The sequence below is a fragment of the Streptomyces sp. NPDC018964 genome (assembly GCF_044390325.1).
In the GTDB taxonomy this organism is placed as follows: Bacteria; Actinomycetota; Actinomycetes; order Streptomycetales; family Streptomycetaceae; genus Streptomyces.
Genome location: NZ_JBIRYZ010000003.1, coordinates 168,775 through 190,827, shown reverse-complemented (window position 1 = coordinate 190,827; position 22,053 = coordinate 168,775). Strand labels below are relative to the sequence as shown.

At 73.4% G+C, this 22,053-nt stretch carries 20 protein-coding genes and 1 riboswitch; of the genes, 16 read left to right on the top strand and 4 right to left on the bottom strand.

Going from position 1 to position 22,053, the window contains the following annotated elements:
• Positions 1 to 170 precede the first annotated feature (170 nt).
• The 5 genes from ACH5AO_RS06295 to ACH5AO_RS06275 all read left to right on the top strand — a co-directional run bounded on the left by ACH5AO_RS06295 (position 171) and on the right by ACH5AO_RS06275 (position 6,424).
• Positions 171 to 2,258, top strand: coding sequence for an alpha-galactosidase (locus tag ACH5AO_RS06295; protein ID WP_398922340.1), 2,088 nt, complete (start codon positions 171 to 173; stop codon positions 2,256 to 2,258).
• 320 nt (positions 2,259 to 2,578) lie between these two features.
• Positions 2,579 to 2,736, top strand: a riboswitch (cyclic di-AMP (ydaO/yuaA leader).
• A gap of 4 nt (positions 2,737 to 2,740) precedes the next feature.
• Entirely contained in the window at positions 2,741 to 3,682 is a 942-nt protein-coding gene (locus ACH5AO_RS06290) for a peptidoglycan DD-metalloendopeptidase family protein (RefSeq protein WP_398922338.1), read from the top strand.
• A gap of 206 nt (positions 3,683 to 3,888) precedes the next feature.
• Positions 3,889 to 4,674 carry an SGNH/GDSL hydrolase family protein gene (locus ACH5AO_RS06285; protein ID WP_398922866.1) on the top strand — a complete coding sequence of 262 codons (786 nt, stop codon included), beginning with the start codon at positions 3,889 to 3,891 and terminating at the stop codon, positions 4,672 to 4,674.
• 25 nt (positions 4,675 to 4,699) lie between these two features.
• Positions 4,700 to 5,197, top strand: a complete 498-nt coding sequence (locus ACH5AO_RS06280) for a GNAT family N-acetyltransferase (RefSeq protein WP_398922336.1) — start codon at positions 4,700 to 4,702, stop codon at positions 5,195 to 5,197.
• Positions 5,198 to 5,230: 33 nt separating this feature from the next.
• Entirely contained in the window at positions 5,231 to 6,424 is a 1,194-nt protein-coding gene (locus tag ACH5AO_RS06275) for an MBL fold metallo-hydrolase (RefSeq protein ID WP_398922334.1), read from the top strand.
• Between the two features lie 75 nt (positions 6,425 to 6,499).
• Here ACH5AO_RS06275 and ACH5AO_RS06270 read toward each other — a convergent pair whose 3' ends face one another.
• The gene (locus ACH5AO_RS06270; protein WP_398922332.1) at positions 6,500 to 7,465 is read right to left on the bottom strand and encodes an NAD(P)-dependent alcohol dehydrogenase; all 966 of its coding nucleotides are present in this window, start codon (positions 7,463 to 7,465) and stop codon (positions 6,500 to 6,502) included.
• Between the two features lie 92 nt (positions 7,466 to 7,557).
• Here ACH5AO_RS06270 and ACH5AO_RS06265 point away from each other — a divergent pair, with 92 nt between their 5' ends.
• Entirely contained in the window at positions 7,558 to 8,238 is a 681-nt protein-coding gene (locus tag ACH5AO_RS06265; RefSeq protein WP_398922330.1) for a TetR/AcrR family transcriptional regulator, read from the top strand.
• Positions 8,239 to 8,649: 411 nt separating this feature from the next.
• Positions 8,650 to 9,651, top strand: a complete 1,002-nt coding sequence (locus tag ACH5AO_RS06260) for an NAD(P)H-dependent flavin oxidoreductase (RefSeq protein ID WP_398922328.1) — start codon at positions 8,650 to 8,652, stop codon at positions 9,649 to 9,651.
• 183 nt (positions 9,652 to 9,834) lie between these two features.
• On the opposite strand, the gene ACH5AO_RS06255 is transcribed toward ACH5AO_RS06260, so the two are convergent.
• Positions 9,835 to 10,650, bottom strand: a complete 816-nt coding sequence (locus tag ACH5AO_RS06255; RefSeq protein ID WP_398922326.1) for a class I SAM-dependent methyltransferase — start codon at positions 10,648 to 10,650, stop codon at positions 9,835 to 9,837.
• Positions 10,651 to 11,519: 869 nt separating this feature from the next.
• Here ACH5AO_RS06255 and ACH5AO_RS06250 point away from each other — a divergent pair.
• From ACH5AO_RS06250 to ACH5AO_RS06215, 8 genes are all read left to right on the top strand, one after another.
• On the top strand, positions 11,520 to 13,361 hold the full coding sequence (locus ACH5AO_RS06250) for an ATP-binding protein (protein WP_398922324.1): 1,842 nt from the start codon (positions 11,520 to 11,522) through the stop codon (positions 13,359 to 13,361).
• A 56-nt stretch (positions 13,362 to 13,417) separates the two neighbouring features.
• Complete coding sequence (locus tag ACH5AO_RS06245; protein ID WP_398922322.1) at positions 13,418 to 13,852, top strand: roadblock/LC7 domain-containing protein; 435 nt, start codon at positions 13,418 to 13,420, stop codon at positions 13,850 to 13,852.
• Between the two features lie 2 nt (positions 13,853 to 13,854).
• Positions 13,855 to 14,226, top strand: a complete 372-nt coding sequence (locus ACH5AO_RS06240; protein ID WP_142191808.1) for a DUF742 domain-containing protein — start codon at positions 13,855 to 13,857, stop codon at positions 14,224 to 14,226.
• Positions 14,204 to 14,833 (top strand): GTP-binding protein, encoded by a 630-nt coding sequence (locus tag ACH5AO_RS06235; protein ID WP_398922320.1) that lies wholly within the window; start codon positions 14,204 to 14,206, stop codon positions 14,831 to 14,833. Before ACH5AO_RS06240 ends, ACH5AO_RS06235 begins: the two co-directional genes overlap by 23 nt.
• A 58-nt stretch (positions 14,834 to 14,891) precedes the next feature.
• Positions 14,892 to 15,467 carry a GAF domain-containing protein gene (locus ACH5AO_RS06230; RefSeq protein WP_398922318.1) on the top strand — a complete coding sequence of 192 codons (576 nt, stop codon included), beginning with the start codon at positions 14,892 to 14,894 and terminating at the stop codon, positions 15,465 to 15,467.
• A gap of 168 nt (positions 15,468 to 15,635) precedes the next feature.
• Positions 15,636 to 16,667, top strand: coding sequence for an L-threonine 3-dehydrogenase (gene tdh, locus ACH5AO_RS06225; RefSeq protein ID WP_398922316.1), 1,032 nt, complete (start codon positions 15,636 to 15,638; stop codon positions 16,665 to 16,667).
• 55 nt (positions 16,668 to 16,722) lie between these two features.
• Complete coding sequence (locus ACH5AO_RS06220; RefSeq protein ID WP_398922314.1) at positions 16,723 to 17,922, top strand: glycine C-acetyltransferase; 1,200 nt, start codon at positions 16,723 to 16,725, stop codon at positions 17,920 to 17,922.
• A gap of 36 nt (positions 17,923 to 17,958) precedes the next feature.
• Positions 17,959 to 18,864 (top strand): LysR family transcriptional regulator, encoded by a 906-nt coding sequence (locus ACH5AO_RS06215; protein ID WP_398922312.1) that lies wholly within the window; start codon positions 17,959 to 17,961, stop codon positions 18,862 to 18,864.
• A gap of 360 nt (positions 18,865 to 19,224) precedes the next feature.
• Here ACH5AO_RS06215 and ACH5AO_RS06210 read toward each other — a convergent pair whose 3' ends face one another.
• Complete coding sequence (locus ACH5AO_RS06210) at positions 19,225 to 20,394, bottom strand: 4-hydroxybenzoate 3-monooxygenase (protein WP_398922310.1); 1,170 nt, start codon at positions 20,392 to 20,394, stop codon at positions 19,225 to 19,227.
• 119 nt (positions 20,395 to 20,513) lie between these two features.
• Positions 20,514 to 21,269 carry an IclR family transcriptional regulator gene (locus tag ACH5AO_RS06205; RefSeq protein ID WP_398922308.1) on the bottom strand — a complete coding sequence of 252 codons (756 nt, stop codon included), beginning with the start codon at positions 21,267 to 21,269 and terminating at the stop codon, positions 20,514 to 20,516.
• Between the two features lie 155 nt (positions 21,270 to 21,424).
• Between ACH5AO_RS06205 and ACH5AO_RS06200 the strand changes: the two genes are divergently transcribed.
• Positions 21,425 to 22,053 (top strand): TetR/AcrR family transcriptional regulator (locus tag ACH5AO_RS06200; protein WP_398922305.1); only part of this gene is annotated, 629 nt, incomplete at its 3' end.

Here is a 22,053-nt window from a genome sequence, read left to right as displayed (position 1 = left end):
AAGGACTCCTCCCACTCGGCGCCGCCGACGGCGCTCGCCGACGGGCACCACTTGACGATACGACATGCCTGCCTGGGGCAATGAGTTCTCCACAGGCATTGCCCGGACGCCCCCGTGCCCCCGATGATGTTGGTGTCTGATCGCACTTGTTCGAGTCTGTTGGAGGTTCGGTGGCGCAGGTCTCCCGAGACGGTCGTACGTGGCTCCTGTCGGGGCCGGCCAGCGGCTACGCGCTCCATGTCACGGACCGCGACGAACTGGTGCACCTGCACTGGGGCCCGAGGATCGCGCTCGCCGACGCGGAGGCCCTCGCCGCGCGCCCGCTGCCGGACGACTGGCCGTTCGAGTCCCGCCTGGACGGACGCGAGGAGTACCCGGTCGAGGGCGGCCCCCGCTTCGCGAGGCCCGCCCTGTCCGTACGCACCGCCGACGGACGGCGCGGCACCGAATGGGCCTTCGACGGCCACGAGACGGACGACGGCGAGACCGGCGACGGCGAACTCCGCCTCCGCTTCCGCGACGGCGGGCTGACCGTGACCCTGCACTACCGGATGCGTGACGACGTGGTCGAACGCTGGGTGACCCTGCACAACCGGGGACCCGCGGTCGAACTCCTGCGCGCCGACTCCGCGACCTGGACCCTGCCCGAGCGCGAGCACTGGCGGCTCTCCCAGCTCCACGGCCGCTGGGCCGCCGAGTCCCGGCTGACCCGCGCCCCGCTCACCTACGGCGAGAAGGTCATCGGCAGCCGCCGCGGCCACACCGGGCACCAGCACCTGCCCTGGGTCGCGCTCGACACCGACGCGACCGAGGAACGCGGCGAGGTCTACGGCTGCGCCCTCGGCTGGTCCGGGTCCTGGCGCGTCTCGGTCGCCCAACTTCCCGACGCGCGCGTGCAGATCACCGGAGGCGCGGGACACGACGACTCCGGCCTGCTGATGCTGGACACGGGGGAGACGTACGTCACGCCGGTCTTCGCCGGTCTGTGGAGCGACGGCGGCTTCGGCGGCGCCAGCCGCGCCTGGCACGCCTACCAGCGGACGTACGTCGTCCCGGACGCGGACCGGGACCGGCCCGTGCTGTTCAACTCCTGGGAGGCCACCGGGTTCGACATCTCGGAGGAGCGGCAGCGGGGGCTCGCGGAGCGGGCCGCCGCGATGGGCGTCGAACTGTTCGTGGTCGACGACGGCTGGTTCGGGGCGCGGACGAGCGACCGGGCCGGGCTCGGCGACTGGACGCCCAACCCCGACCGCTTCCCCGGCGGCCTGAAACCCCTCGCCGACCATGTGCACGGGCTCGGGATGCAGTTCGGCATCTGGGTCGAGCCGGAGATGGTCAACCCCGACAGCGACCTGTACCGCGCGCACCCCGACTGGGTGCAGTTCCAGCCGGGCCGCCGGCGCACGGAGTACCGCAACCAGCTCGTGCTCAACCTCGCGCGCGACGACGTGCGGGAGTACCTCTGGGAGCGGCTCGACGCACTGCTCTCCAGCGCTCCCGTCGACTACGTGAAGTGGGACTTCAACCGCTCCTCCACCGACGCCGGATGGCCGGACGACCCGTACCCGCAGCGGCTGTGGACCGACCATGTGCGCGGCCTGTACGCGCTGCTGGACCGGCTGCGGGCGGCCCATCCGGGCGTGGCCTTCGAGTCCTGCTCGGGCGGCGGCGGCCGGATCGACCTGGGGGTCCTCTCCCGTACCGACCAGGTGTGGACCTCGGACAACACCGACCCGCTCGACCGGCTCGCGATCCAGCACGGCTTCAGCCAGATCCACCCGGCCCGGGTGATGGCCGCCTGGGTCACCGACAGTCCGAACGCGATGCTCAACGGGCGGGTCAGCTCGCTGCGCTTCCGGTTCGTCAGCGCCATGGCCGGGGTGCTCGGCGTCGGCGGCGACCTCGCGCGGTGGACCGGGGAGGAGCTCGCCGAGGCGCGGGAGTGGGTCGCGCTCTACAAGGAGATCCGGCCCGTCGTCCAGCGCGGTGACCTGTACCGGCTGCGCCCTCCGGAGGGCGGGCTGAGCGCGGTGCAGTACGTCCTCGGCGACGAGACCGTCGTCCTCGCCTGCCTCCAGGCGCAGCACCACGGAGAGCCCGTCCCGGCCCTCCGGCTGCGCGGCCTCGACCCGGAGGCGTCGTACGAATGCCGCGAAACCGGCGAAACGTACCGAGGTGCCCTCCTGCTGCATCACGGGCTGCGCACCGGTCTGCGAGGAGATCTGGACGCCTCGGTGGTGCGGCTGCGGCGCCTGTGATCCGACGATTAGGGCGTTCTGTCCGATTAGGGTGGTTCGACATAACGTGCCCCGAAAGGAAGGGAGATGGGGAAGGGGTGCGTGAGCAGCGTCATATCCGTGACGATGCGTTGTCGCCATGCTCACGTAATTCCGTGGAACGACAAGGGAATTCACGGGGGAAAAGGAATCCCGGCTGACGCTCGGTGACGTCAATTCCCCTTTTGGATCACGGAAAAGCGCGTGCGCGGTGAACCTCGCGCTTGTCCCCTCGCGTCCGGGTCGCTTACGTTCGCCACCGATCCGGACGGACGCCCAATCCTGCCGCCGCCCGGAGCCCGTAACCACACCCACCCGTGCACGGCAGGAGCGGGGGACCCACAGGTACCACTGCCTGTTCCGGTTCCCGGAACGGCTCGGGGTGAAGCCGCGCGACAACGCGGCCGGGCATCTCCAGCCCGAACCCGACAGCTCACCTCGCAGGCGCCGGAGAGGAATTCGACATGCCCGCGAAGGGTAAGCACCGCCGTACCAAGACCCAGCGCCTCACCCGCTCCATCGCCGTCGCCGGAACCGGCGGCGCCGCACTCGCCCTGCCGCTTCTCGGCGCCACCGGCGCGCACGCCGCCACGCCGCAGACCGCCCCCGAAAAGGCCGTCCAGTCCCTTTCCGTCGCCGGCCAGAAGACCGTCGCCGAAAAGGGCGACGAGGCCCGCACGTACACCGTGAAGGCCGGCGACTACCTCGCCAAGATCGCCGAGACGGAGCACGTCGACGGTGGCTGGAAGCAGCTCTACACGGACAACCGTCAGGCCATCGGCGACGACCCGGCGCTCATCCACCCCGGTCTGAAGCTCTCGGTCGACGGTGGAGCCGCCGCGAGCACGCCGCAGGAGCCGTCCTCCGCCGAGGCCCCGCAGGCCCCGGAGCAGAAGGCCGAGCAGCCCGCCGAGCAGCCGGTGGAACAGCCCGCCGAGCAGCCCTCCTCGGAGACCTCCACCCAGACCACGGACGCCGACCAGGCCGCGAGCACCTCCGGTTACAGCTCCCCGGTGCCCGGCGCCGGGCTCGGCACCGCCTACAAGGTGGCCGGCAGCATGTGGTCCAGCGGCTACCACACCGGCGTCGACTTCGCCGTCCCGACCGGCACCTCCCTGAAGGCCGTCGGCGCGGGCACCGTCGTCTCCTCGGGCTGGGCCGGCGCGTACGGCAACCAGGTCGTCATCAAGCTCGACGACGGCCACTACGCCCAGTACGCCCACCTGTCCTCGCTCTCCGTCTCGGCCGGCCAGACCGTGACCGGCGGCCAGCAGGTCGGCCTCTCCGGCGCGACCGGCAACGTGACCGGCCCCCACCTGCACTTCGAGATCCGCACCACCCCGGACTACGGCTCGGACGTGGACCCGATCGCCTACCTCCGCTCCAAGGGCGTCTCCATCGGCTGACCCCCCGCGGCGACCTTCCTGACACGCGCGCCGAAGGCCGGACCCCGATCCCCGGGTCCGGCCTTCGGCGTATTCCTGAATTGGCCAACATTTTGAGAGTGGCTTATCTCACCGCCCGTCAACCCTTCCTTACGGTCGCGTAGGTCACATTCGAAGGTGAATCATGAGTGGTTGTGGCAGACGATTCGAAGAGTGACAGCAGAGCAGTGATCGGGTCGTACGTGGCGGTGGGGGACAGCTTCACCGAGGGCGTCGGCGACCCCGGCCCCGACGGGGCGTTCGTCGGCTGGGCCGACCGGTTCGCCGTGCTCCTCGCGGACCTGAGGCCCGAGGGCGACTTCGCGTACACCAACCTCGCCGTACGCGGAAAACTCCTGGACCAGATCGTGGCGGACCAGCTTCCGAGGGCGGTCGAACTCGCCCCCGACCTGGTCTCGTTCTGCGCGGGCGGCAACGACATCCTCCGCCCCGGCAGCGACCCGGACGAGGTGGCCGAGCGGTTCGAGCGGGCGATCGCCGCGCTCACGGCCGTATCCGGGACAGTGATGGTGACGACCGGGTTCGACACCCGCGGCGTCCCCCTGCTGAAGCATCTGCGCGGCAAGATCGCGACGTACAACATGCACGTACGGGCCGTCGCCGACCGCTACGGCTGTCCCGTGCTCGACCTGTGGTCCCTCAGGAGCGTCCAGGACCGCAGGGCCTGGGACGCCGACCGGCTGCACCTGTCGCCGGAGGGACACACCCGCGTCGCGCTCCGCGCCGGGCAGACCCTCGGCCTGGACGTCCCCGCCGACCCGGAACAGCCCTGGCCGCCCCTGCCGCCCCGCGGCACCCTCGAGATCCGGCGGGACGACGTCCACTGGGCCCGCGAGTACCTGGTGCCGTGGATCGGCCGCCGACTGCGCGGGGAGTCCTCCGGCGACCACGTGATCGCCAAGGGGACGCTGTCGCCGGACGACATCAAGGTACGGATCGCCGCGGTGGCGTGAGCGCCCGCGCGGTAGCGTAGTGATCATGGGGGACTGGGGTCTGCGGCAGGCGACCGCGACGGACGTCGAGGCGGTGGCGGAACTGCGCGCCGTGGTGCTGCGGGCCGATCTGGAACGGCTCGGGCGCTACGACGCACAGCGGGTGCGGCAGCGGCTGCGCGACGGGTTCGACCCGGCCCACACCTGGGTGATCGAGACGGGTGGCACCTTCGCCGGCTGTGTGGCGCTGCGCCCCGCCGGGGACTCCCACTGGCTGGAGCACTTCTATCTGGCCCCGCACCTCCAGGGCGCCGGCATCGGCTCGGGCGTGCTGCGCGAACTGCTGCGGCGGTCCGACCGCGACGCCGCCGTCGTACGGCTGAACGTACTGCGGGGCAGCCCGGCCCGCCGCCTCTACGCACGGCACGGGTTCACCGTGGAGACGGAGGACCCGGTGGACGTGTTCATGGTGCGGCGGCCGCCCCGCCCCTTCGATCCGCCCCGGTCGTACCCGGCACCGCACAGCCGGTCCGGCCGCCCATAATGGAATGTCTGACCGACTCCACCTGGAGGTACCGTGGCCGGTTCCCCATCCCACAGCTCCGGGCTGCGCGCCCTGCGGCCCGAGGCCTTCGGCGCGGACCCCAGTGGCGAACGCATGGCACGCATCCGCAGATCCCCGCACTTCAAGAACGGCGTGTTCCAGAACCCCGGCGGCACCGCCCGGATCCGCCCGTCGGGGTCGACGCGGGACCTGGCGAAGCTCTACCTCGACAAGGACTCCCGGTCCCGCCGCGCCCCGAAGGGCACCATCCCGGTGCACCCCACCACCCTGGCCGACATCTCCCGCCCGCCGGCCACCGGACTGCGCCTGACCTGGATGGGCCACTCCAGCGTGCTCGCGGAGATCGACGGGCACCGGGTCCTGTTCGACCCCGTGTGGGGTGAGCGCTGCTCGCCGTTCCCCTTCGCCGGGCCCAAGCGGCTGCACCCCGTCCCGCTGCCGCTGGCCGCGCTCGGCCCGGTCGACGTCGTCGTGATCTCCCACGACCACTACGACCACCTGGACCTGCCCACGATCAAGGCGCTGGCCGGCACGGACACCCTGTTCGCCGTGCCCCTCGGCGTCGGCGCGCACCTGGAGCGCTGGGGCGTGTCCGCCGGACGGCTGCGCGAGCTGGACTGGCACGAGGCGACGAAGGTCGGCGGGCTCACCCTCACCGCCACCCCGGCCCGCCACTTCTGCGGCCGGGGCCTGCGCAACACCCAGCACACCCTGTGGGCCTCCTGGGTGGCGGCGGGCGAGCGGCACCGGATCTACCACAGTGGCGACACCGGCTACTTCGAGGGCTTCAGGGACATCGGCGCCGAGCACGGCCCGTTCGACGCCACGATGATCCAGGTCGGCGCGTACTCGGACTTCTGGCCCGACATCCACATGACGCCCGAGGAAGGCGTCCGGGCCCATCTCGACCTCCAGGGCGGCGACGCGGCCGGCGTGCTGCTGCCCATCCACTGGGGCACCTTCAACCTGGCCCCGCACGCGTGGGCGGAGCCGGGGGAGTGGATGAAGGACGCGGCCGGGGAGGCGGACCAGTCGGTGGCGTTCCCGCGGCCGGGCGAGCCGTTCGAACCGGCGGGGAAGGTGCCGGTGGAGGCGTGGTGGCGGGCGATCTCCGGCCCGATCGCCCGTCCGTGGCGGCGCCCCCGGATCGCCGAGGGCGCGGGCGAGACGAGCAAGGGGGATCTCGACCTCGCCGGTGAGCGGTGAGGTCATCAGCCGCACCGTCCAGGCCATCCACGCTGCCGTCGACGAGCGGCTGTGATCAGCGCCTTCACAGGGGGCCTACGCGACCTTGACCACGTACTTGCCCCGGACGCCGCCCGCCTCCAGCGCCTGGTGTGCCGCTGCTGTCTCCTCCAGGGGGAAGACCGTGTCCACCGCGGGGCTCAGTTTGCCCTCGACCACATGGCGGGCGAGGTCGTCGAAGTCCGCCCGTGTGGGGTTGCCGCTGAAGAAGCGCACCCGGCCGCGTCCGTGGACCGTGCCGGCCGCGAGGTAGCCGAGAGACGCCACGGGCCGGTTCAGGTCGAAGGCGATGGTGACCATGCGTCCGCCGGGATTCAGCAGGCGCCTGAAGGCCCGCAGATCGGTGCCCACGGTGTCCAGGACCACGTCGAAGCGGCCCAGTTCCGTCGGCCGCACGGTCCGGTGGTCGACGGCCCGGCGAGCGCCGAGTCCGCGCACGAAGTCGAGGTTGGCGGCGCGGGCGAGGGCCGTGACCTCGGCGCCGTACGCCCGTCCGAGCTGGACGGCGGCGTTGCCGACGCCGCCCGCCGCGCCCCGGACGAGGAGTCGTTCGCCGGGGCGCAGCCCGGCCTTGTCCCGCAGCGCGGTGACGGCCGTGGTGGCCACCGGCAGTGCGGCGGCGTCCACCAGGTCAAGGCCGTCGGGGAGCCGGCCGATCCGCTCGGCGGGTACGGTCACGTACTCGGCGGCGCTGCCGAATCCGGAGGTGCGGCCCAGAACTCCCCATACGCGGTCGCCGGCCGTGAACCGTGTGACTCCGGCACCCGGCGCGGCGACCTCGCCGGTGAAGTCCAGGCCGACGCGCTTGGGGAACTTCCGGCCGGTCAGGAGGCGGAGGCGGCCGGCACGGGCCGCCAGCTCGCCGCCGTTGACGCTGAACGCGCGCACCCGCACAAGGACCTCGCCGGGGGCCGGCTCGGGGCGTGGCACGCGGCCCGTGTAGAGCACATCGGGGCCGCCGTAGCGGTCGTAGAGCACTGCCTTCATCATGCGGTCGTCCATCGTTCCGCCTTTGCCGCCGGAGGGATCTGGCGTCGACCGTAAGCTTTTAAGCGGACGAGATCGTCCACTTGGACCGGAAGCGAGAGACAGTGATGGCGCAATCCTCTCGGATCACAGCCCGGGACGGGATGCGGGCGGACGCCCGGCGCAATCGGGAGCGCGTCCTCGTCGCCGCCCGCGCGGTCTTCGCGGAGCGCGGGATCGACGCCCCGATGGCGACCGTGGCCCGTCGGGCCGGGGTCGGCGTGGCGACGCTGTACCGGCACTTCCCGACCCGGGACGCCCTGGTGCGGGGCGCGTTCGCGCAGCAGATGGAGACCTGCGCGCGGGCGCTCACCGAGGCTCTGGCCGACCCCGACCCATGGCGGGGCTTCCAGCAGCTGGTCGAGACGGTCTGCGCTCTGCAACGGGAGGAACGCGGGTTCCCGGCCGCGTTCGTCGCGGCCTTCCCGGACAGCACCTCGGAGCACGCGCAGTCCCGGCAGCGAGCCGAGCGGGACCTCGCGACCCTGGTGCGCAGGGCCCAGGCGACGGGCGCGCTACGGGCCGACTTCCACCCTTCCGACCTCGTCGTGGTCCTGTTGGCGCACTGTGCCCTGGTGACCGCCCTGCCGGATGACGGTGCGGCGTCCCGGCGCCTGGTGGCCTATCTGCTCCAGTCGTTCCGCGCCGACAAGGCCGGCGAACCGTTGCCCCCGCCGACCGCGCTGACACTGCGCGGCCTCCCGATCGCGACCGACGATCCGCGGAGGCGGCGGCTCCCCAGAACCTGACGTGAAACGGTACCGGCCGCGGGGCACGACCAGTCCGACGACTCCGCTTCCACGACAGGCCCTATGAGCTCGTGCGTCTCCTCGTACCGGTCGGGGAAGCTCACTGCCGCACTCGACCGGGGTGATGGTGTGCGGTGGGAGCGGGCGCTGATCCGACGCGCACGTCCGCGTCCTGGTCCGTTGGCCTCGATGTCCAACGCGGTGGTGTGCAGGCCTCGGTGGCCGGATACGCGCTCCCGCCCGGCCCGGGTTCCAGATGCCCCGGTCAGGGCCCGGCACGATCCGGAAGGTGATTCCCTTCGACGCCGGTGCGGTCTCCGTTCGTACGGTTCGACAGGTGGCCGGGAACCGTCGCGCCTACGCTTGATGTCCGGAAGATCCCCGTATCGGGTCCCGCGGGAGGGAGGCGCGATGCTGCGGACACGGGTGTGCGGAGTCCTGGGCATCGAGGTGCCGATCGTGCAAGGGCCGCTCGGAGGGCCCTGGCAGCAGGGCGTGCGGCTTGCCGCGGCGGTCAGTGACGCCGGGGCGCTGGGCAGCGTCCCCACCACGCTGCGCACGCCGGCGCAGGTCCGTGACGACGCGCGCCGGCTGCGCGATCTCACCGACCGGCCGTTCGCGCTGAACATGACCCGGCGGCCGTTCGACCCCGAGGTCTTCGACGCGGTGATCGCCGAGGCCCCACCGGTGTTCTCCTTCGCGCTCGGCGAGCCGGGTGACCTGGTGACCCGCGTCCACGACGCCGGCGCGGTCTTTCTGCAGCAGGTGACGACGGTCGAGCAGGCGGTGCGCGCGGCCGAGGCCGGCGTCGACGTGATCAGCGCGCAGGGCACCGAATCCGGCGGGTTCTGCGGCGACGTCAGCACGATGGCGCTGGTGCCGCAGGTCGTCGACGCCGTCCGGCCGCTGCCGGTACTCGCCTCCGGCGGCGTCGCCGACGGGCGGGGCATCGCCGCGGCACTGGCCCTGGGGGCACAGGGCGTGAACATCGGCACCCGGTTCCTGGCCTCGGCCGAATGCGGGGTCAGCGACGACTGGAAGGCGGCCGTCGTCTCCGCCGCCAGCCAGGACGCCGTCAAGGTGGCGTTCGTCGAGCACATCCTGCCCCCACCGACCGAGGGCGGGTACACGACCGTCCCCCGGTCGCTGCGCACCCGGTTCGTCGAGGAGGGGAACGCCGGCCCCGCAGCGGCCGCCGACCGGGCCGAGGCGCTGCGCGGCGAGATGATGACGTCGATGCGCGACGGTACGGCGCACGAGCTGATCCCGCTGACGGGCCAGACCGCCGGCCTCGTCCGCGACATCGCCCCGGCCGCCGAACTCGTCCACCGGCTGATCACCGAGGCGGAGGCGACGCTGCGCGCCCTCGCCGGCCTGGCGCCGGCGAGGAACGGCGCCGATCAGCCCGGGTAGGAACGGCTGACGGCGGCGTCCCGCGGCAGGATACCGACCCGAGCCCGCTGATCCCGTCGCGGCAATGAGCCGAACGCCTCGGCGACGAACTCCGGCCACCGACACCGAAGCGGTCCCACCTCCCCGCCTCGTACCCGGCCGACGCCCGTTGCCGGGCCGGGACCGCCCGGCACGACGAGGCGACTACGGAGCAGCCCGGTGGCTCCTGCGGCCCCGTACCGCCCACGCCAGGGCCGTGAGCGCGACGGAGCCGTCCGCCTTCCGGGGGACCTTCGCGCTCAGCGCGTCCCGTACCCGCTCCCGGTGGGCCGGGGTGAGGGCGGCGAGGTAACCGGGAGCGGGACCCTGGCCCGCCAGGAAGGGGTCCCACAGGTCGGCGAAGCCGGTGAAGACCGTGGGCACCTCGACCGGGACGACGGACACGTCCGCGAGTCCCGCCCCGGCCCAGGCCGCGCGCAACGCCTCCGGGCGGCAGACCGGGAACCGGCGGCCCTCGTCCAGCGTGGCCGCGGCCGGGTCCACCTCGACGGCGGCGTCCCAGAAACGCCGCAGGAGGCCCATGCCCTCGGCGTAGTCCCACACGTACGCGGCGACCAGGCCGCCCGGCCGGGTCGCCCGCACCATCCGGGCGACCGCCGCGGCGGGGGAGGGCAGGAAGTTCAGGACCAGGCCGCTGACGACCACGTCGCACGCCTCGTCGCGTACGGGCAGCGCCATCGCATCGGCCACGACGAAGTGCGCGGGCGAGGAGACGGAAGCCCGTGCCTGGGCGACGAACCCCTCCGAGCGGTCGACCCCCACCACCGTGCGGGGGCGGCAGCGGGCCGCCACCACAGCCGTCAGACCGCCCGTACCACAGCCCACGTCCAGCCACCGCAGACCGTCGGCGGCGCCGAGCCAGGCGCCGAACCGCTCGGCGACGCGGCGGCTCCAACGGCCCATGTACCGCTCGTAGGCGGCCCCGGCCGACCACACGTCGTACCGCTGCTGCTCTCGCACGCGTTCAGGATTCCGGCCCCGCGGCCCCACCGTCCGCAGCCGCGCCGACGCCGTTCGACGACTCCTGGTTCTCCGCCGCCTGGCAGAGCGTCATGGCGCCCGGGAGCCACACGGCCTGTACGCCGCTGCAGGGCGGACCTCCCGGCGTTCCGCCGCCGCGCCGTTTCCGGAAGCGTCCGGGGCGGCGGTCGAACTGCTCGCGGTCCGCGACCTGCGGTGACGGTGTGCGGCGTCAGGGAAGGCCTGGGCCCGCGTGAAAGGCGGGAATCGAGGGCTTCGGCGCGGCCCGGGACAGGGGCGTCCGCGCCGGCCGTCCGGGCACCGTACGGCGTGGCGCGCCCTCCCCGTCCCGGCCGGATGGTCACGGTGGGTGATGTTCTGGCCGGAGGGGTGGGGTGCGGCGACGGCGGTCGAAAGCGCTTGACCCGCCGGCCCCGGACGGTCGGCGGGCGCGCCGACGGGGCTCGGGCGGCCAGGGGCCTCTCTCTTCACGGATTCGCGGCGACCGCTTGTGACCAGCCCTGATCGCTCCTTGTTCACTCCCGATCCCTTCCTCGGGAGGGTTATCGGTCTGTCGTACGAAGCCTCATACCAGAGCGCGATGCTGCCCGCATGAGTTTGTCAACTGCCCACCGCACATGATGCGGTGGCGACTACGGTGAGTGTCGGTCGGGCGGCACCGCGGCACCTCATGCCGTAGGGCGCTTCTGCGTCAGGGGCCGCGTCCAACAGTCGGATCAGGGAGCGGGGACCGGTACGTGCAGCCACAAGGCGGACGAGGGAGCGGACGGGGCGAAGGGCCCCGACGCCCGGGCCCGGCCGGCGTCCCGGGTCCGGCCGGAGTACGGGGCACCGGCGGCACCACGGCCGTGGCCCGCGAGCCGGATCGCACCGGTGCGCACCCCGCCGACGCCCGCGCCCGCCGGACCGGTCCGGCCCCCCGGGCGGACCGCCGCGAAGGCGGACGGCACGGGCGGCCGTCCTCCCGGACCGCTCCCGCGCTTCCCGAGACACCGATACGGTCCCAACTGCTGCGCCTCGCCGTGCTCCCGCCCGTGGCGGTGGCCCTCAGCGCCTGCGCGGCCGTGCTCTTCACCGTCCGCTCCACCGGGATCCGGCCGAGCCTCACCCTGTGGGCCGTCCTGGGCGGCGCCACCTCGGTGACGTGCGCCGGCGTCGTCATCGCCGCCGTGGCCGCCGACCGCGCCGCCCGGTCCGTGCACGACCGCATCGGCGCGCTGCGCCGGAGCACCGCCCGGCACGAGGCCGACCTGCGCGCCCTGGTCGAGACGCTGCGCCGCGGCGACGCCCCGCCCCCGCGCGAGCGGCGGGGCGAACGGGCCGAGGCCCTCGGTGACGACGCCGACTTCGACCTGCTCGCCGCCGACCTCACCCGCGCGCACGACGGGGCCGTCCACGCCGTCGTGCAGGCGTCCCAGCTCTCCAGCCAGACCGGCAGCGAACAGAAGCTCGAGGTGTTCGTCAACCTCGCCCGGCGCCTGCAGTCCCTGGTGCACCGCGAGATCTCCATCCTCGACGAGCTGGAGAACGAGATGGAGGACCCCGACCTGCTCAAGGGGCTCTTCCACGTCGACCACCTCGCCACCCGCATCCGCCGCCACGCCGAGAACCTCGCCGTGCTCGGCGGGGCCGTCTCCCGGCGGCAGTGGAGCAACCCGGTCCCCATGACCGAGGTGCTGCGCTCGGCGATCGCCGAGGTCGAACAGTACTCGCGGGTCAAGCTCGTGCCGCCCGTCGACGGCACCCTGCGCGGGCACGCCGTCGCCGACGTCATCCACCTGCTCGCCGAACTCGTCGAGAACGCCACGGTGTTCTCCGCCCCGCACACCCAGGTACTGCTGCGGGCCGGCCTCGTCACCTCCGGGCTCGCCGTCGAGGTCGAGGACCGCGGACTCGGCATGCCCGCCGGCGAGCAGGACCGGATGAACGCGCTGCTCACCGACCCCGACCAGGTCCACGTCGCCAGCCTGCTGGCCGACGGCCGGATCGGCCTGTTCGTGGTCTCCCAGCTCGCCAAGCGGCACGGCATCCACGTCCGGCTCCAGAACAACATCTACGGCGGGGTCCAGGCCGTGCTCGTGGTGCCGCAGGCCCTGCTCGGCACGGAGCCCGGGGCCACCGTCGGCGGGCCGGGCGCGGCACCGCAGCCGTACGGCACCGGCGCCGTCCCCACGGCCCGTCCCGCGCAGGCCGTCCCGACTCCCGTGGACGCGCCACCCGCACCCGTCGTGCCCCTCACGCACGTGCCCCCGCAGCCCCGTCCCCACGCCCCGGCCCCCTCCGGCGACACGCTCGCCCCGCCGCTGCCCCTGCGCGGTGCCCGTGAGGCGCGCCCCCACCCCGCCGAGGCCGTACCGGGCGTCCACCACGGAGACCGGGACGCCCCCACGGACCACGGGACCACGTCCCCCGCCCCGCCCGGCGGCACGGTGCGCGGCACCATGAGCAAACCCCGGCTGCCCCGCCGCCGCGCCCAGGAGCACATCGCCCCGCAACTCCGCGACGGCCCCGCCCCCCGCCAGGACACCGAGCACGTCGCCGGGCACGACCCCAACCTGATGGCCGCCTTCCAACGCGGCGTCAGCCTCGCGGAGTCCCGGCAGGAGCCCCCCGCCGCACCGCGGCCCGCCGTACCCGTACCCCCCACCGACCACCCCGCCCGGCACGACGGGAGCACCCCCGCCGGATGACCGGCACCACCCTCAGTGCTCCCGCAGACCTTCGTACCCCAAGGAGTCGATCCACCATGGCGAGCGATGCGCCGACCGTCCAGGTATCCGACCTCGACTGGCTGATGAGCGGCCTCGTGCAACGCGTACCGCACACCAACAGCGCCGTACTGCTGTCCTGCGACGGACTGGTGAAGTCCGTGCACGGACTCGACCCGGACGCCGCCGACCACATGGCCGCCCTGGCCTCCGGCCTGTACTCCCTCGGCCGCAGCGCCGGCATCCGCTTCGGCGACGGCGGCGACGTCCGCCAGGTCGTCGTCGAGCTCGACTCGACCCTGCTGTTCGTCACCACCGCCGGCTCCGGCACCTGCCTCGCCGTCATGGCCGGCCGCGAGGCCGACGCGGCGGTGCTCGGCTACGAGATGGCGATGCTGGTCAAGTCCGTACGGCCGTACCTGATGACCGCTCCCCGCCAGCAGGGCGTCGAAGCGTCGGCGATGAGGCCTTGAGCGTGACGGCAGCCGGTGACGGGCCCTGGCTCGACGACGCGGCCGGACGGCTGGTGCGCCCCTTCACGGTCAGCAACGGCCGTACCCGTCCCACCGTCGCCCTCGACCTCATGTCGCAGGTCAGAGCCACCGGCGCCACCCCCCTCGGCTATCTCGGCCCCGAGCACGCACAGGCCCTCGACCTGTGCCGCGCCCCCGTCCCGGTCGCCGAGGTAGCCGCCCATCTCAGGCTGCCGGTGGCCGTCACCAAGGTGCTGCTGGCGGACCTCGTCGAATGCGGGGCGCTGACCGACAAGCCCCCCGCGTTCCACCACAACCCGACGGACCGGGCCCTTCTGGAGGCAGTGCTCGATGGACTACGACGACAGCTCTGACCACGCCGGCGGCGCGGACCACGACGACGACCCGTTCCCCACCGCACTCAAGATCCTGGTGGCGGGCGGGTTCGGCGTGGGCAAGACGACCTTCGTCGGCGCGGTCAGCGAGATCGCGCCCCTCAGCACGGAGGAACTCCTCACCACGGTCAGCGCCGGCACCGACAGCCTCGACGGCATCGAGAACAAGGTCGAGACGACCGTGGCCATGGACTTCGGCCGCATCACCCTCGACGCGGAACACGTGCTGTACCTGTTCGGCACCCCCGGCCAGGAACGGTTCTGGTTCATGTGGGACGAACTGTGCGAGGGCGCGCTCGGCGCGGTCATCCTCGCCGACACCCGGCGCCTGGCGGAGTGCTTCGCGGCGGTCGACTTCTTCGAACAGCGCGGCCTCGGATTCATCGTCGCCGTCAACGAGTTCGACGGCGCCTTCCGCTACGACCCCGAGGAGGTGCGCGCCGCCCTCGACCTCCCCGCGGAGATCCCCGTCGTCCGCTGCGACGCCCGGATCTCCAGCTCCGGGGTCCAGACCCTGCTGACCCTGGTCCGCCACCTCATCGCCCACACCCCGGCCACCGCGACGGGGTATGGCGCCCACATGTGATCCCCGCACACCCTCGGAGCCCATACATGACCTTCCCCCATGACCCGGGAGCCCGTCCATGAGCTACGACCCGCCCCGCCCGGCTGGTCGTCTGCTGCTCACCCCCGAGGACAAGGAGGCCCCGGAACGCGCCCGCCGCCTGCGCCGGCTGGGACTGGGGGAGCACCCCGAGCCCACGCTCGACGCCTTCGCGTACGGCCTCGCCGAACTCACCGGAGCGCCGTACGCCATGGTCAACCTGCCCGGTGAGAACGGGCAGTTCTTCGCGGGCCTGCACACCCCGCCCGTCGCGCCCGTCGTGCGGAGCGACGGCACCGGCGCCCTGTTGGGCCGGGTGCTGCCCCGCGACCACGGCTTCTGCCTCCATGTGGTGGCCCGGCGCAAGGCGCTGGTCCTGGAGGACGTGAGCGACTACCCGCGGTTCGCGGGCAACCCGGTGGTGGACGAGTTCGGCATCCGCTCCTACCTGGGCGCGCCGCTCATCGACAGCACCGGCATGGTGCTCGGCACCGTGTCGGTCACCGACATCCAGCCACGTGCCTGGGGACAGCCGGGGCTCGCCGCCATCAAGGAGCGGGCCGCGGACCTCGTCGTACGGCTGGAGCGCCGGGAGGAGGACGGACTGCCGCTGTGAGGCCGGACGGGTGACGGTGTGAAGGAAAGCTGTGGCCGCGCTTAAGAAAACCTCGATGGACCGGTGAGGGTGGCGTACGGCAGATTGCAGTGCGATTCCACTCCTCTTCCCGGAACGGGGCCGCTCCGGCGTGCCCGCGGGCCGGGACTCACCCTCAGGAGCCGTAGCGTGAAGGCGCTGGTCAAGCAGAAGGCGGAGCCCGGGCTGTGGCTCGCGGACGTCCCGGAGCCCGCCGTCGGACCCGGCGACGTGCTGATCAAGGTGCTGCGCACCGGTATCTGCGGCACCGACCTGCACATCCGGTCCTGGGACGGCTGGGCGCGGCAGACGATCAGCACCCCGCTGGTCCTCGGGCACGAGTTCGTCGGCGAGGTCGTGGAGACCGGCCGGGACGTCCCCGACGACATCAAGGCCGGCGACCGGGTCAGCGGCGAGGGCCACCTGGTGTGCGGCAAGTGCCGCAACTGCCTGGCCGGACGCCGCCACCTGTGCCGGGCCACGGTCGGCCTCGGCGTCGGACGCGACGGCGCCTTCGCCGAGTACGTCGTGCTCCCCGCCACCAACGTGTGGGTGCACCGGGTCCCCGTCGACCTCGACGTCGCCGCGATCTTCGACCCGTTCGGCAACGCCGTGCACACCGCGCTGTCCTTCCCGCTCGTCGGCGAGGACGTCCTGATCACCGGCGCCGGACCGATCGGCCTGATGGCCGCCGCCGTCGCCCGGCACGCGGGCGCCCGCAACGTCGTGATCACCGACGTCAGCGAGGAGCGCCTGGAGCTCGCCCGCAAGATCGGCGCGACCCTGGCGCTCAACGTCGCCGAGTCCACCATCGCAGACGGGCAGCACGCCCTCGGCCTGCGCGAGGGCTTCGACATCGGCCTGGAGATGTCCGGCCGCCCCGAGGCCATGCGCGACATGATCGCCAACATGACGCACGGCGGCCGGATCGCCGTGCTCGGCCTGCCGGCCGAGGAGTTCCCCGTCGACTGGGCCCGGATCGTCACCTCGATGATCACCATCAAGGGCATCTACGGCCGTGAGATGTTCGAGACCTGGTACGCCATGTCGGTGCTGCTGGAGGGCGGCCTGGACCTCGCCCCCGTGATCACCGGCCGCTACGACTACCGCGACTTCGACGCCGCCTTCGAGGACGCGGCCGGCGGCAAGGGCGGCAAGGTCATCCTCGACTGGACCGTGTGAGCCAACCGCGTAAGCCAACCGCGTAAGTCATCTTCCTCTCCAGGAGCTTCCCGACATGTTCGACTCCGTGCGCGACGACCTGCGCGCCACCCTCGACGAGATCCGCGCCGCCGGACTGCACAAGCCCGAGCGCGTCATCGGCACCCCCCAGTCCGCCACCGTGAACGTCACCGCCGGCGGCCGCCCCGGCGAGGTCCTCAACTTCTGCGCCAACAACTACCTCGGCCTCGCCGACCACCCCGAGGTGATCGCCGCCGCCCACGAGGCCCTGGACCGCTGGGGCTACGGCATGGCCTCCGTGCGCTTCATCTGCGGCACCCAGGAGGTGCACAAGGAGCTGGAGGCGCGCCTTTCGGCGTTCCTCGGCCAGGAGGACACGATCCTCTACTCCTCCTGCTTCGACGCCAACGGCGGCGTCTTCGAGACGCTGCTCGGCCCCGAGGACGCGGTGATCTCCGACGCCCTGAACCACGCGTCGATCATCGACGGCATCCGCCTGTCCAAGGCCCGCCGCCTCCGCTACGCCAACCGCGACATGGCCGACCTGGAGCGGCAGCTCAAGGAGGCCGCGGAGGGCGGCGCGCGCCGCACGCTGATCGTCACCGACGGCGTCTTCTCCATGGACGGCTACGTGGCCCCGCTGGACGAGATCTGCGACCTCGCCGACCGGCACGGCGCCATGGTCATGGTCGACGACTCGCACGCCGTCGGCTTCGTCGGCCCCGGCGGGCGCGGCACCCCCGAGCTGCACGGGGTGATGGACCGGGTCGACATCATCACCGGCACCCTCGGCAAGGCGCTCGGCGGCGCGTCCGGCGGCTACGTCGCCGCCCGCGCGGAGATCGTCGCCCTGCTGCGCCAGCGCTCCCGCCCGTACCTGTTCTCCAATACGCTCGCCCCGGTGATCGCCGCCGCCTCGCTGAAGGTCCTCGACCTGCTGGAGTCGGCCGACGACCTGCGCGTCCGGCTGGCCGGCAACACCGCCCTGTTCCGCCGCCGGATGACCGAGGAGGGCTTCGACGTCCTCCCCGGCGACCACGCCATCGCCCCGGTGATGATCGGCGACGCCGCCCGCGCGGGACGCCTGGCGGAGCTGCTGCTGGAGCGCGGGGTGTACGTGATCGGCTTCTCCTACCCGGTGGTGCCGCAGGGCCAGGCCCGCATCCGCGTCCAGCTCTCCGCCGCCCACTCCACCGAGGACGTGAACCGCGCGGTGGACGCCTTCGTGGCGGCCCGGGCGGAGCTCGACGCCTGAGCGGAGCGCACCGAGCGATTTGAGACAATCACATCCATGATCGAGGCGCGGCGGCTCCACATCCTCCGTGCGGTGGCCGACCACCGCACGGTCACGGCGGCGGCCGCCGCGCTCTACCTGACCCCCTCGGCCGTCTCCCAGCAGCTCGCCGCCCTCGAGCAGGAGACCGGCCACCGTCTCGTCGAGCGCGGCGCCAAGGGCGTACGGCTCACCCCGGCCGGCGAGATCCTGCTCGGCCACACCAACGCCGTCCTCGCCCAGCTGGAGCGGGCCGAGGCCGAACTGGCCGCCTACGGGGCGGGGGAGGCCGGCACGGTCACGGTCGCCGCCTTCGCCACCGGGATCGCCCAGGTCGTCGCGCCCGCGGTGGCCCGCCTCGCCGGGTCGGCGCCCGGCATTCGCATCCGGGTCCAGGACGCCGAGGGGGATGCCAGTCTCCTGATGGTCCTCGACCGGCAGGTCGACGTCGCCGTGGCGGTCGAGTACCGCGGGGCGCCGCCCGCCGACGACCCGCGGCTGACCCACGTACCGCTGTACGCCGAGCCCTTCGACGCGGTCGTCCCGGTCACCCACCGCCTGGCCGACACCGCCGAGGTGCCGCTCGCCGAGCTGGCCAAGGACCCGTGGATCGGCCCGTACCCCGGCAACCCGTGCCACGACGTGGTCGTGCTGGCCTGCGAGAACGCCGGGTTCCAGCCCCGTCTGGAGCACTCCTCGGACGACTTCCGCGCGGTGGTCGCCCTCGCCTCGGCGGACGTCGGCGTCGCCCTGGTGCCCCGCTCGGCGCTGCGCGGCATGGACCTCACGGGTGTGGTCGTCCGCCCGGTCGACGGGGTGGCCCCGACCCGCCGCGTCTTCGCCGCCGTGCGCCGCGGCGCCGAGGAGCACCCGCTGATCCGCCCGGTCCTGGACGCCCTCCGCGCGGCGGCCGGGGAGGCGTAGGCCGGTGCGGGGGTCACCCCGCCGGCCGGCCGTCGTCCGCCGGAACCGTCGTCCCGTCCCAAGATCCCGGCGGTCCGACGGCCTGTCCGCACGGCGCCCACGCCTTCCACGGCCCCCTGCGCCGCCGGCGGGAGGAGCCCGTGGACGAGGCGCTCGCCCGACGCCCGACGGACGCACGGGCGCGGCCGGTGGATCAGGCGTCCGGGCCGGTTCCAGCGGTCCCGGCGCCCTGCCCGCCGACGCGCACGGCCGCGCGGTGGGGTACGGCGCGCCGATCGCCGTACGGCCTGGCGGGGGAGCCGTCCACGACCCGTGACCGGCGGGTTCGCGGTCACCCGCCCGCGCCGGCCGCCCCCGCGGTCACCCGAGCGGCCGGCCGGTGTAGCCCTCGGCGAGGTACGCGCGGCCGGCCTCGGACTCGACGACCGAGCGCAGCTCGCCGATCTGGCGCATGCGGTCGAAGTCGCTCGCCCTGGGCCGCAGGTGCAGCATGTTCGTCATCCACCAGGAGAAGTGCTGCGCCTTCCAGACGCGCTTGCGGGCGGTGTCGGGGAAGGCGTCGAACAGGGACCCGTCCCCCTCGAGCAGCAGCGCGCGCAGCGCCTCGGCGAGGACGACGACGTCGGCGACGGCGAGGTTCATGCCCTTGGCGCCGGTGGGCGGCACGGTGTGGGCCGCGTCGCCGACGAGCACCACCCGGCCCCGGCGCATCTCGTGCGCGACGAAGCTGCGGAAACGGAGCACGTCCCGCTGGAAGATTGGGCCCTCGTTGAGGGTGATGCCGGGAACGCGCGACCGCAGGATCTCCCACAGCCGCTCCTCGGTGTACGCCCCGGTGCCGGTCGCCGGGTCGCACTGGAAGTACATGCGCTGCACACCGGGACCGCGCCGGCTGATGAGGGCGAAGCCGTCCGGGGAGTTGCTGTAGATCAGCTCCTCGGCGCTGGGCGGCGCCTCGCACAGGATGCCGAACCAGGCGAAGGGGTACTCCCGGAAGTAGCCGCCGTGCGGGCCCGTGACGGCCTCGCGGGTCACCCCGCGGGAGCCGTCCGCGCCGACGACGACATCGGCCTCGATCTCCACGGCGTCGCCCTCGGCGTCCTTGGCCACGACGCGCGGCCGGTCCGTCTCCACGTCCTCCACGCGCTCGGCGGTCACCCCGAAGCGGAGGTCCTGGCCCGCGGCGAGGCGCGCGGCGACCAGGTCCTTCAGCACCTCGTGCTGCGGATAGAGCCACACCGCCCGGCCGACGGCCGCGGCGAAGTCGATCCGGTGGCCCTCGCCGTCGAAGCGCAGCTCTATGCCCTCGTGCCGCTGCCCGGCCGTGAGGACCCGGTCCGAGGCCCCCGTCCGGCTGAGGATCTCGACGGTGCCCTGCTCCAGGATGCCGGCCCGGACGGTGGTCTCGATCTCCTCGCGGCCGCGGGAGTCGATGACGACCGACTCGATGCCGTGGCGGCCGAGCAGATGGGACAGCAGCAGACCGGCGGGACCTGCTCCGATGACGGCGACTCGGGTGCGTACGGGCATGTCGTCTCCTTCGACGGCCGACGGGTGGGACGGAGTCTGGCGCCGGTCCGTCCCCGTTGACGACGGTCCTTCCCGATGAACGGGAACCGGATCCCCGGGCTCTCCGGTCGGACCGCCGGCTACGGGCGGTGCGCGCCGAGCGTCGCCGAGATGCCCGCGGCGGCGGAGCGCAACACCTCGGCCGCGGGGCCGGTCGGCGCGGAGCGGGGGAGGACGACCGACAGCGCGGCGACCACCCGCCCGCGTCCCTCGCGCACCGGCACGGCGATGCCCGTGGAGACGGCCTCGACCGTCCCCGGAGCCACGACGACGCCGTCCCGCCGGGCGCCGGCCAGGACGCGGCGCAGCAGCACGGGGTCGGTCACGGTCTCCGGCGAGACCGCCTCGAGCGGCCCGGCGAGGACCCGCTCGCGCAGCTCCTGAGGACCGTGGGCGAGCAGGACCAGCCCCGACGACGAGGCGTGCGGGGGGAGGCGCCCGGCGATCCGGGTGATGTTCGCGCCCGCGCGCGGATGGGACAGGCGCTCCACGAAGAGGGTCTCGCCGTTCTCCACCACCGCGAGCCGGGTGTGCTCCCGGACCCGGGCCTGCACCCGCTCCATGAACGGCAGGGCCGCCTGCCGCAGGCGCAGGGCGTGGGAGCCGCGCAGCGCCGGCTCCCACAGCCGCATGCCCAGCCGCACCCGCTGCTCCTCGTCCCGTTCCAGCAGCCCGCACTCCACGAGATCGGCCACGATCCGGTGCGCCGTGGACGACGGCAGCCTCGCGCGCCGTCCGATCTCCGCCGCCGTCTGCACGGTCCTGTCGGTGTCGAACGTCTCCAGGACGCGGACGATCCGCTCGATGACCGTCTCCCCGGACCGTGAGTTCGCCATCGTCCGTCCTTCCGGGCTGGTTCGCGGTACCCCGCCGTGACGAGTATCGGGGCGGCGTTCCCCCACGCGGGGCACCGGGGACGGACTTCACGCCGTCGTGCGCCGGGCAGGAGCCGACCGGAGCTAATTTTGCACGGCGTGCATCTTTGCATAGCATGCAAGGTATGTCGGAGAAGGGTGCCGCGCAGGGCGGACTGCGGGAGCGGAAGAAGCGGGCGACGCGCGCCGCTCTCGCCGAGGCCGCCGTGCGGCTGGCCGCCGAACACGGTGCGGAGAAGGTCACCGTCGAGGCGATCAGCGCGGCGGCCGGGGTGTCCGTGCGGACCTTCTTCAACTACTTCGACACCCGCGACGACGCCTTCGTCGTGATCGACGCGGACGCGGGCGCGCGGATGCGGCAGGCCGTGCTCGACGCGCCGGCCGAGCTCTCCCCGCTGCAGGCCCTGCGCGAGGCCCTGGTCGCGGAACTCGCCGAGGCGGAGCAGCAGCACGAGCTGTGGCGGCTGCACGCCCAGGTGGTGCACGCCTCGCCGCACCTGCTGGTCCGCACGCTCGGCGCGCACATGGCGGACGAGACCGGACTGGCCGAGGCCATCGCCGCGCGCATCCGCGCCGGCGGGCCGACGCCGTCCGCGTCCCCGCCCGCCCCCGCGACCGACGAGGAACGGCGCGGCGCGCTCGACCTCTACCCGCGGCTGCTGGCCGCGGTGGGGGGCACCGCGGTGCGGGCCCCGGGGGGGCCCAGGGGCGCCCCGCCGGGGGCAGCCCCCCTCCACCCCGGCGT

Excerpts from the sequence above, each read along its gene's own strand:
- ACH5AO_RS06290 (WP_398922338.1), top strand. The coding sequence starts at position 2,741 with ATGCCCGCGAAGGGTAAGCACCGCCGTACCAAGACCCAGCGCCTCACC.
- ACH5AO_RS06280 (WP_398922336.1), top strand. The coding sequence starts at position 4,700 with ATGGGGGACTGGGGTCTGCGGCAGGCGACCGCGACGGACGTCGAGGCG.
- ACH5AO_RS06270 (WP_398922332.1), bottom strand. The coding sequence starts at position 7,465 with ATGGACGACCGCATGATGAAGGCAGTGCTCTACGACCGCTACGGCGGC.
- ACH5AO_RS06265 (WP_398922330.1), top strand. The coding sequence starts at position 7,558 with ATGGCGCAATCCTCTCGGATCACAGCCCGGGACGGGATGCGGGCGGAC.
- ACH5AO_RS06260 (WP_398922328.1), top strand. The coding sequence starts at position 8,650 with ATGCTGCGGACACGGGTGTGCGGAGTCCTGGGCATCGAGGTGCCGATC.
- ACH5AO_RS06245 (WP_398922322.1), top strand. The coding sequence starts at position 13,418 with ATGGCGAGCGATGCGCCGACCGTCCAGGTATCCGACCTCGACTGGCTG.
- ACH5AO_RS06235 (WP_398922320.1), top strand. The coding sequence starts at position 14,204 with ATGGACTACGACGACAGCTCTGACCACGCCGGCGGCGCGGACCACGAC.
- ACH5AO_RS06230 (WP_398922318.1), top strand. The coding sequence starts at position 14,892 with ATGAGCTACGACCCGCCCCGCCCGGCTGGTCGTCTGCTGCTCACCCCC.
- ACH5AO_RS06220 (WP_398922314.1), top strand. The coding sequence starts at position 16,723 with ATGTTCGACTCCGTGCGCGACGACCTGCGCGCCACCCTCGACGAGATC.
- ACH5AO_RS06215 (WP_398922312.1), top strand. The coding sequence starts at position 17,959 with ATGATCGAGGCGCGGCGGCTCCACATCCTCCGTGCGGTGGCCGACCAC.
- ACH5AO_RS06210 (WP_398922310.1), bottom strand. The coding sequence starts at position 20,394 with ATGCCCGTACGCACCCGAGTCGCCGTCATCGGAGCAGGTCCCGCCGGT.
- ACH5AO_RS06205 (WP_398922308.1), bottom strand. The coding sequence starts at position 21,269 with ATGGCGAACTCACGGTCCGGGGAGACGGTCATCGAGCGGATCGTCCGC.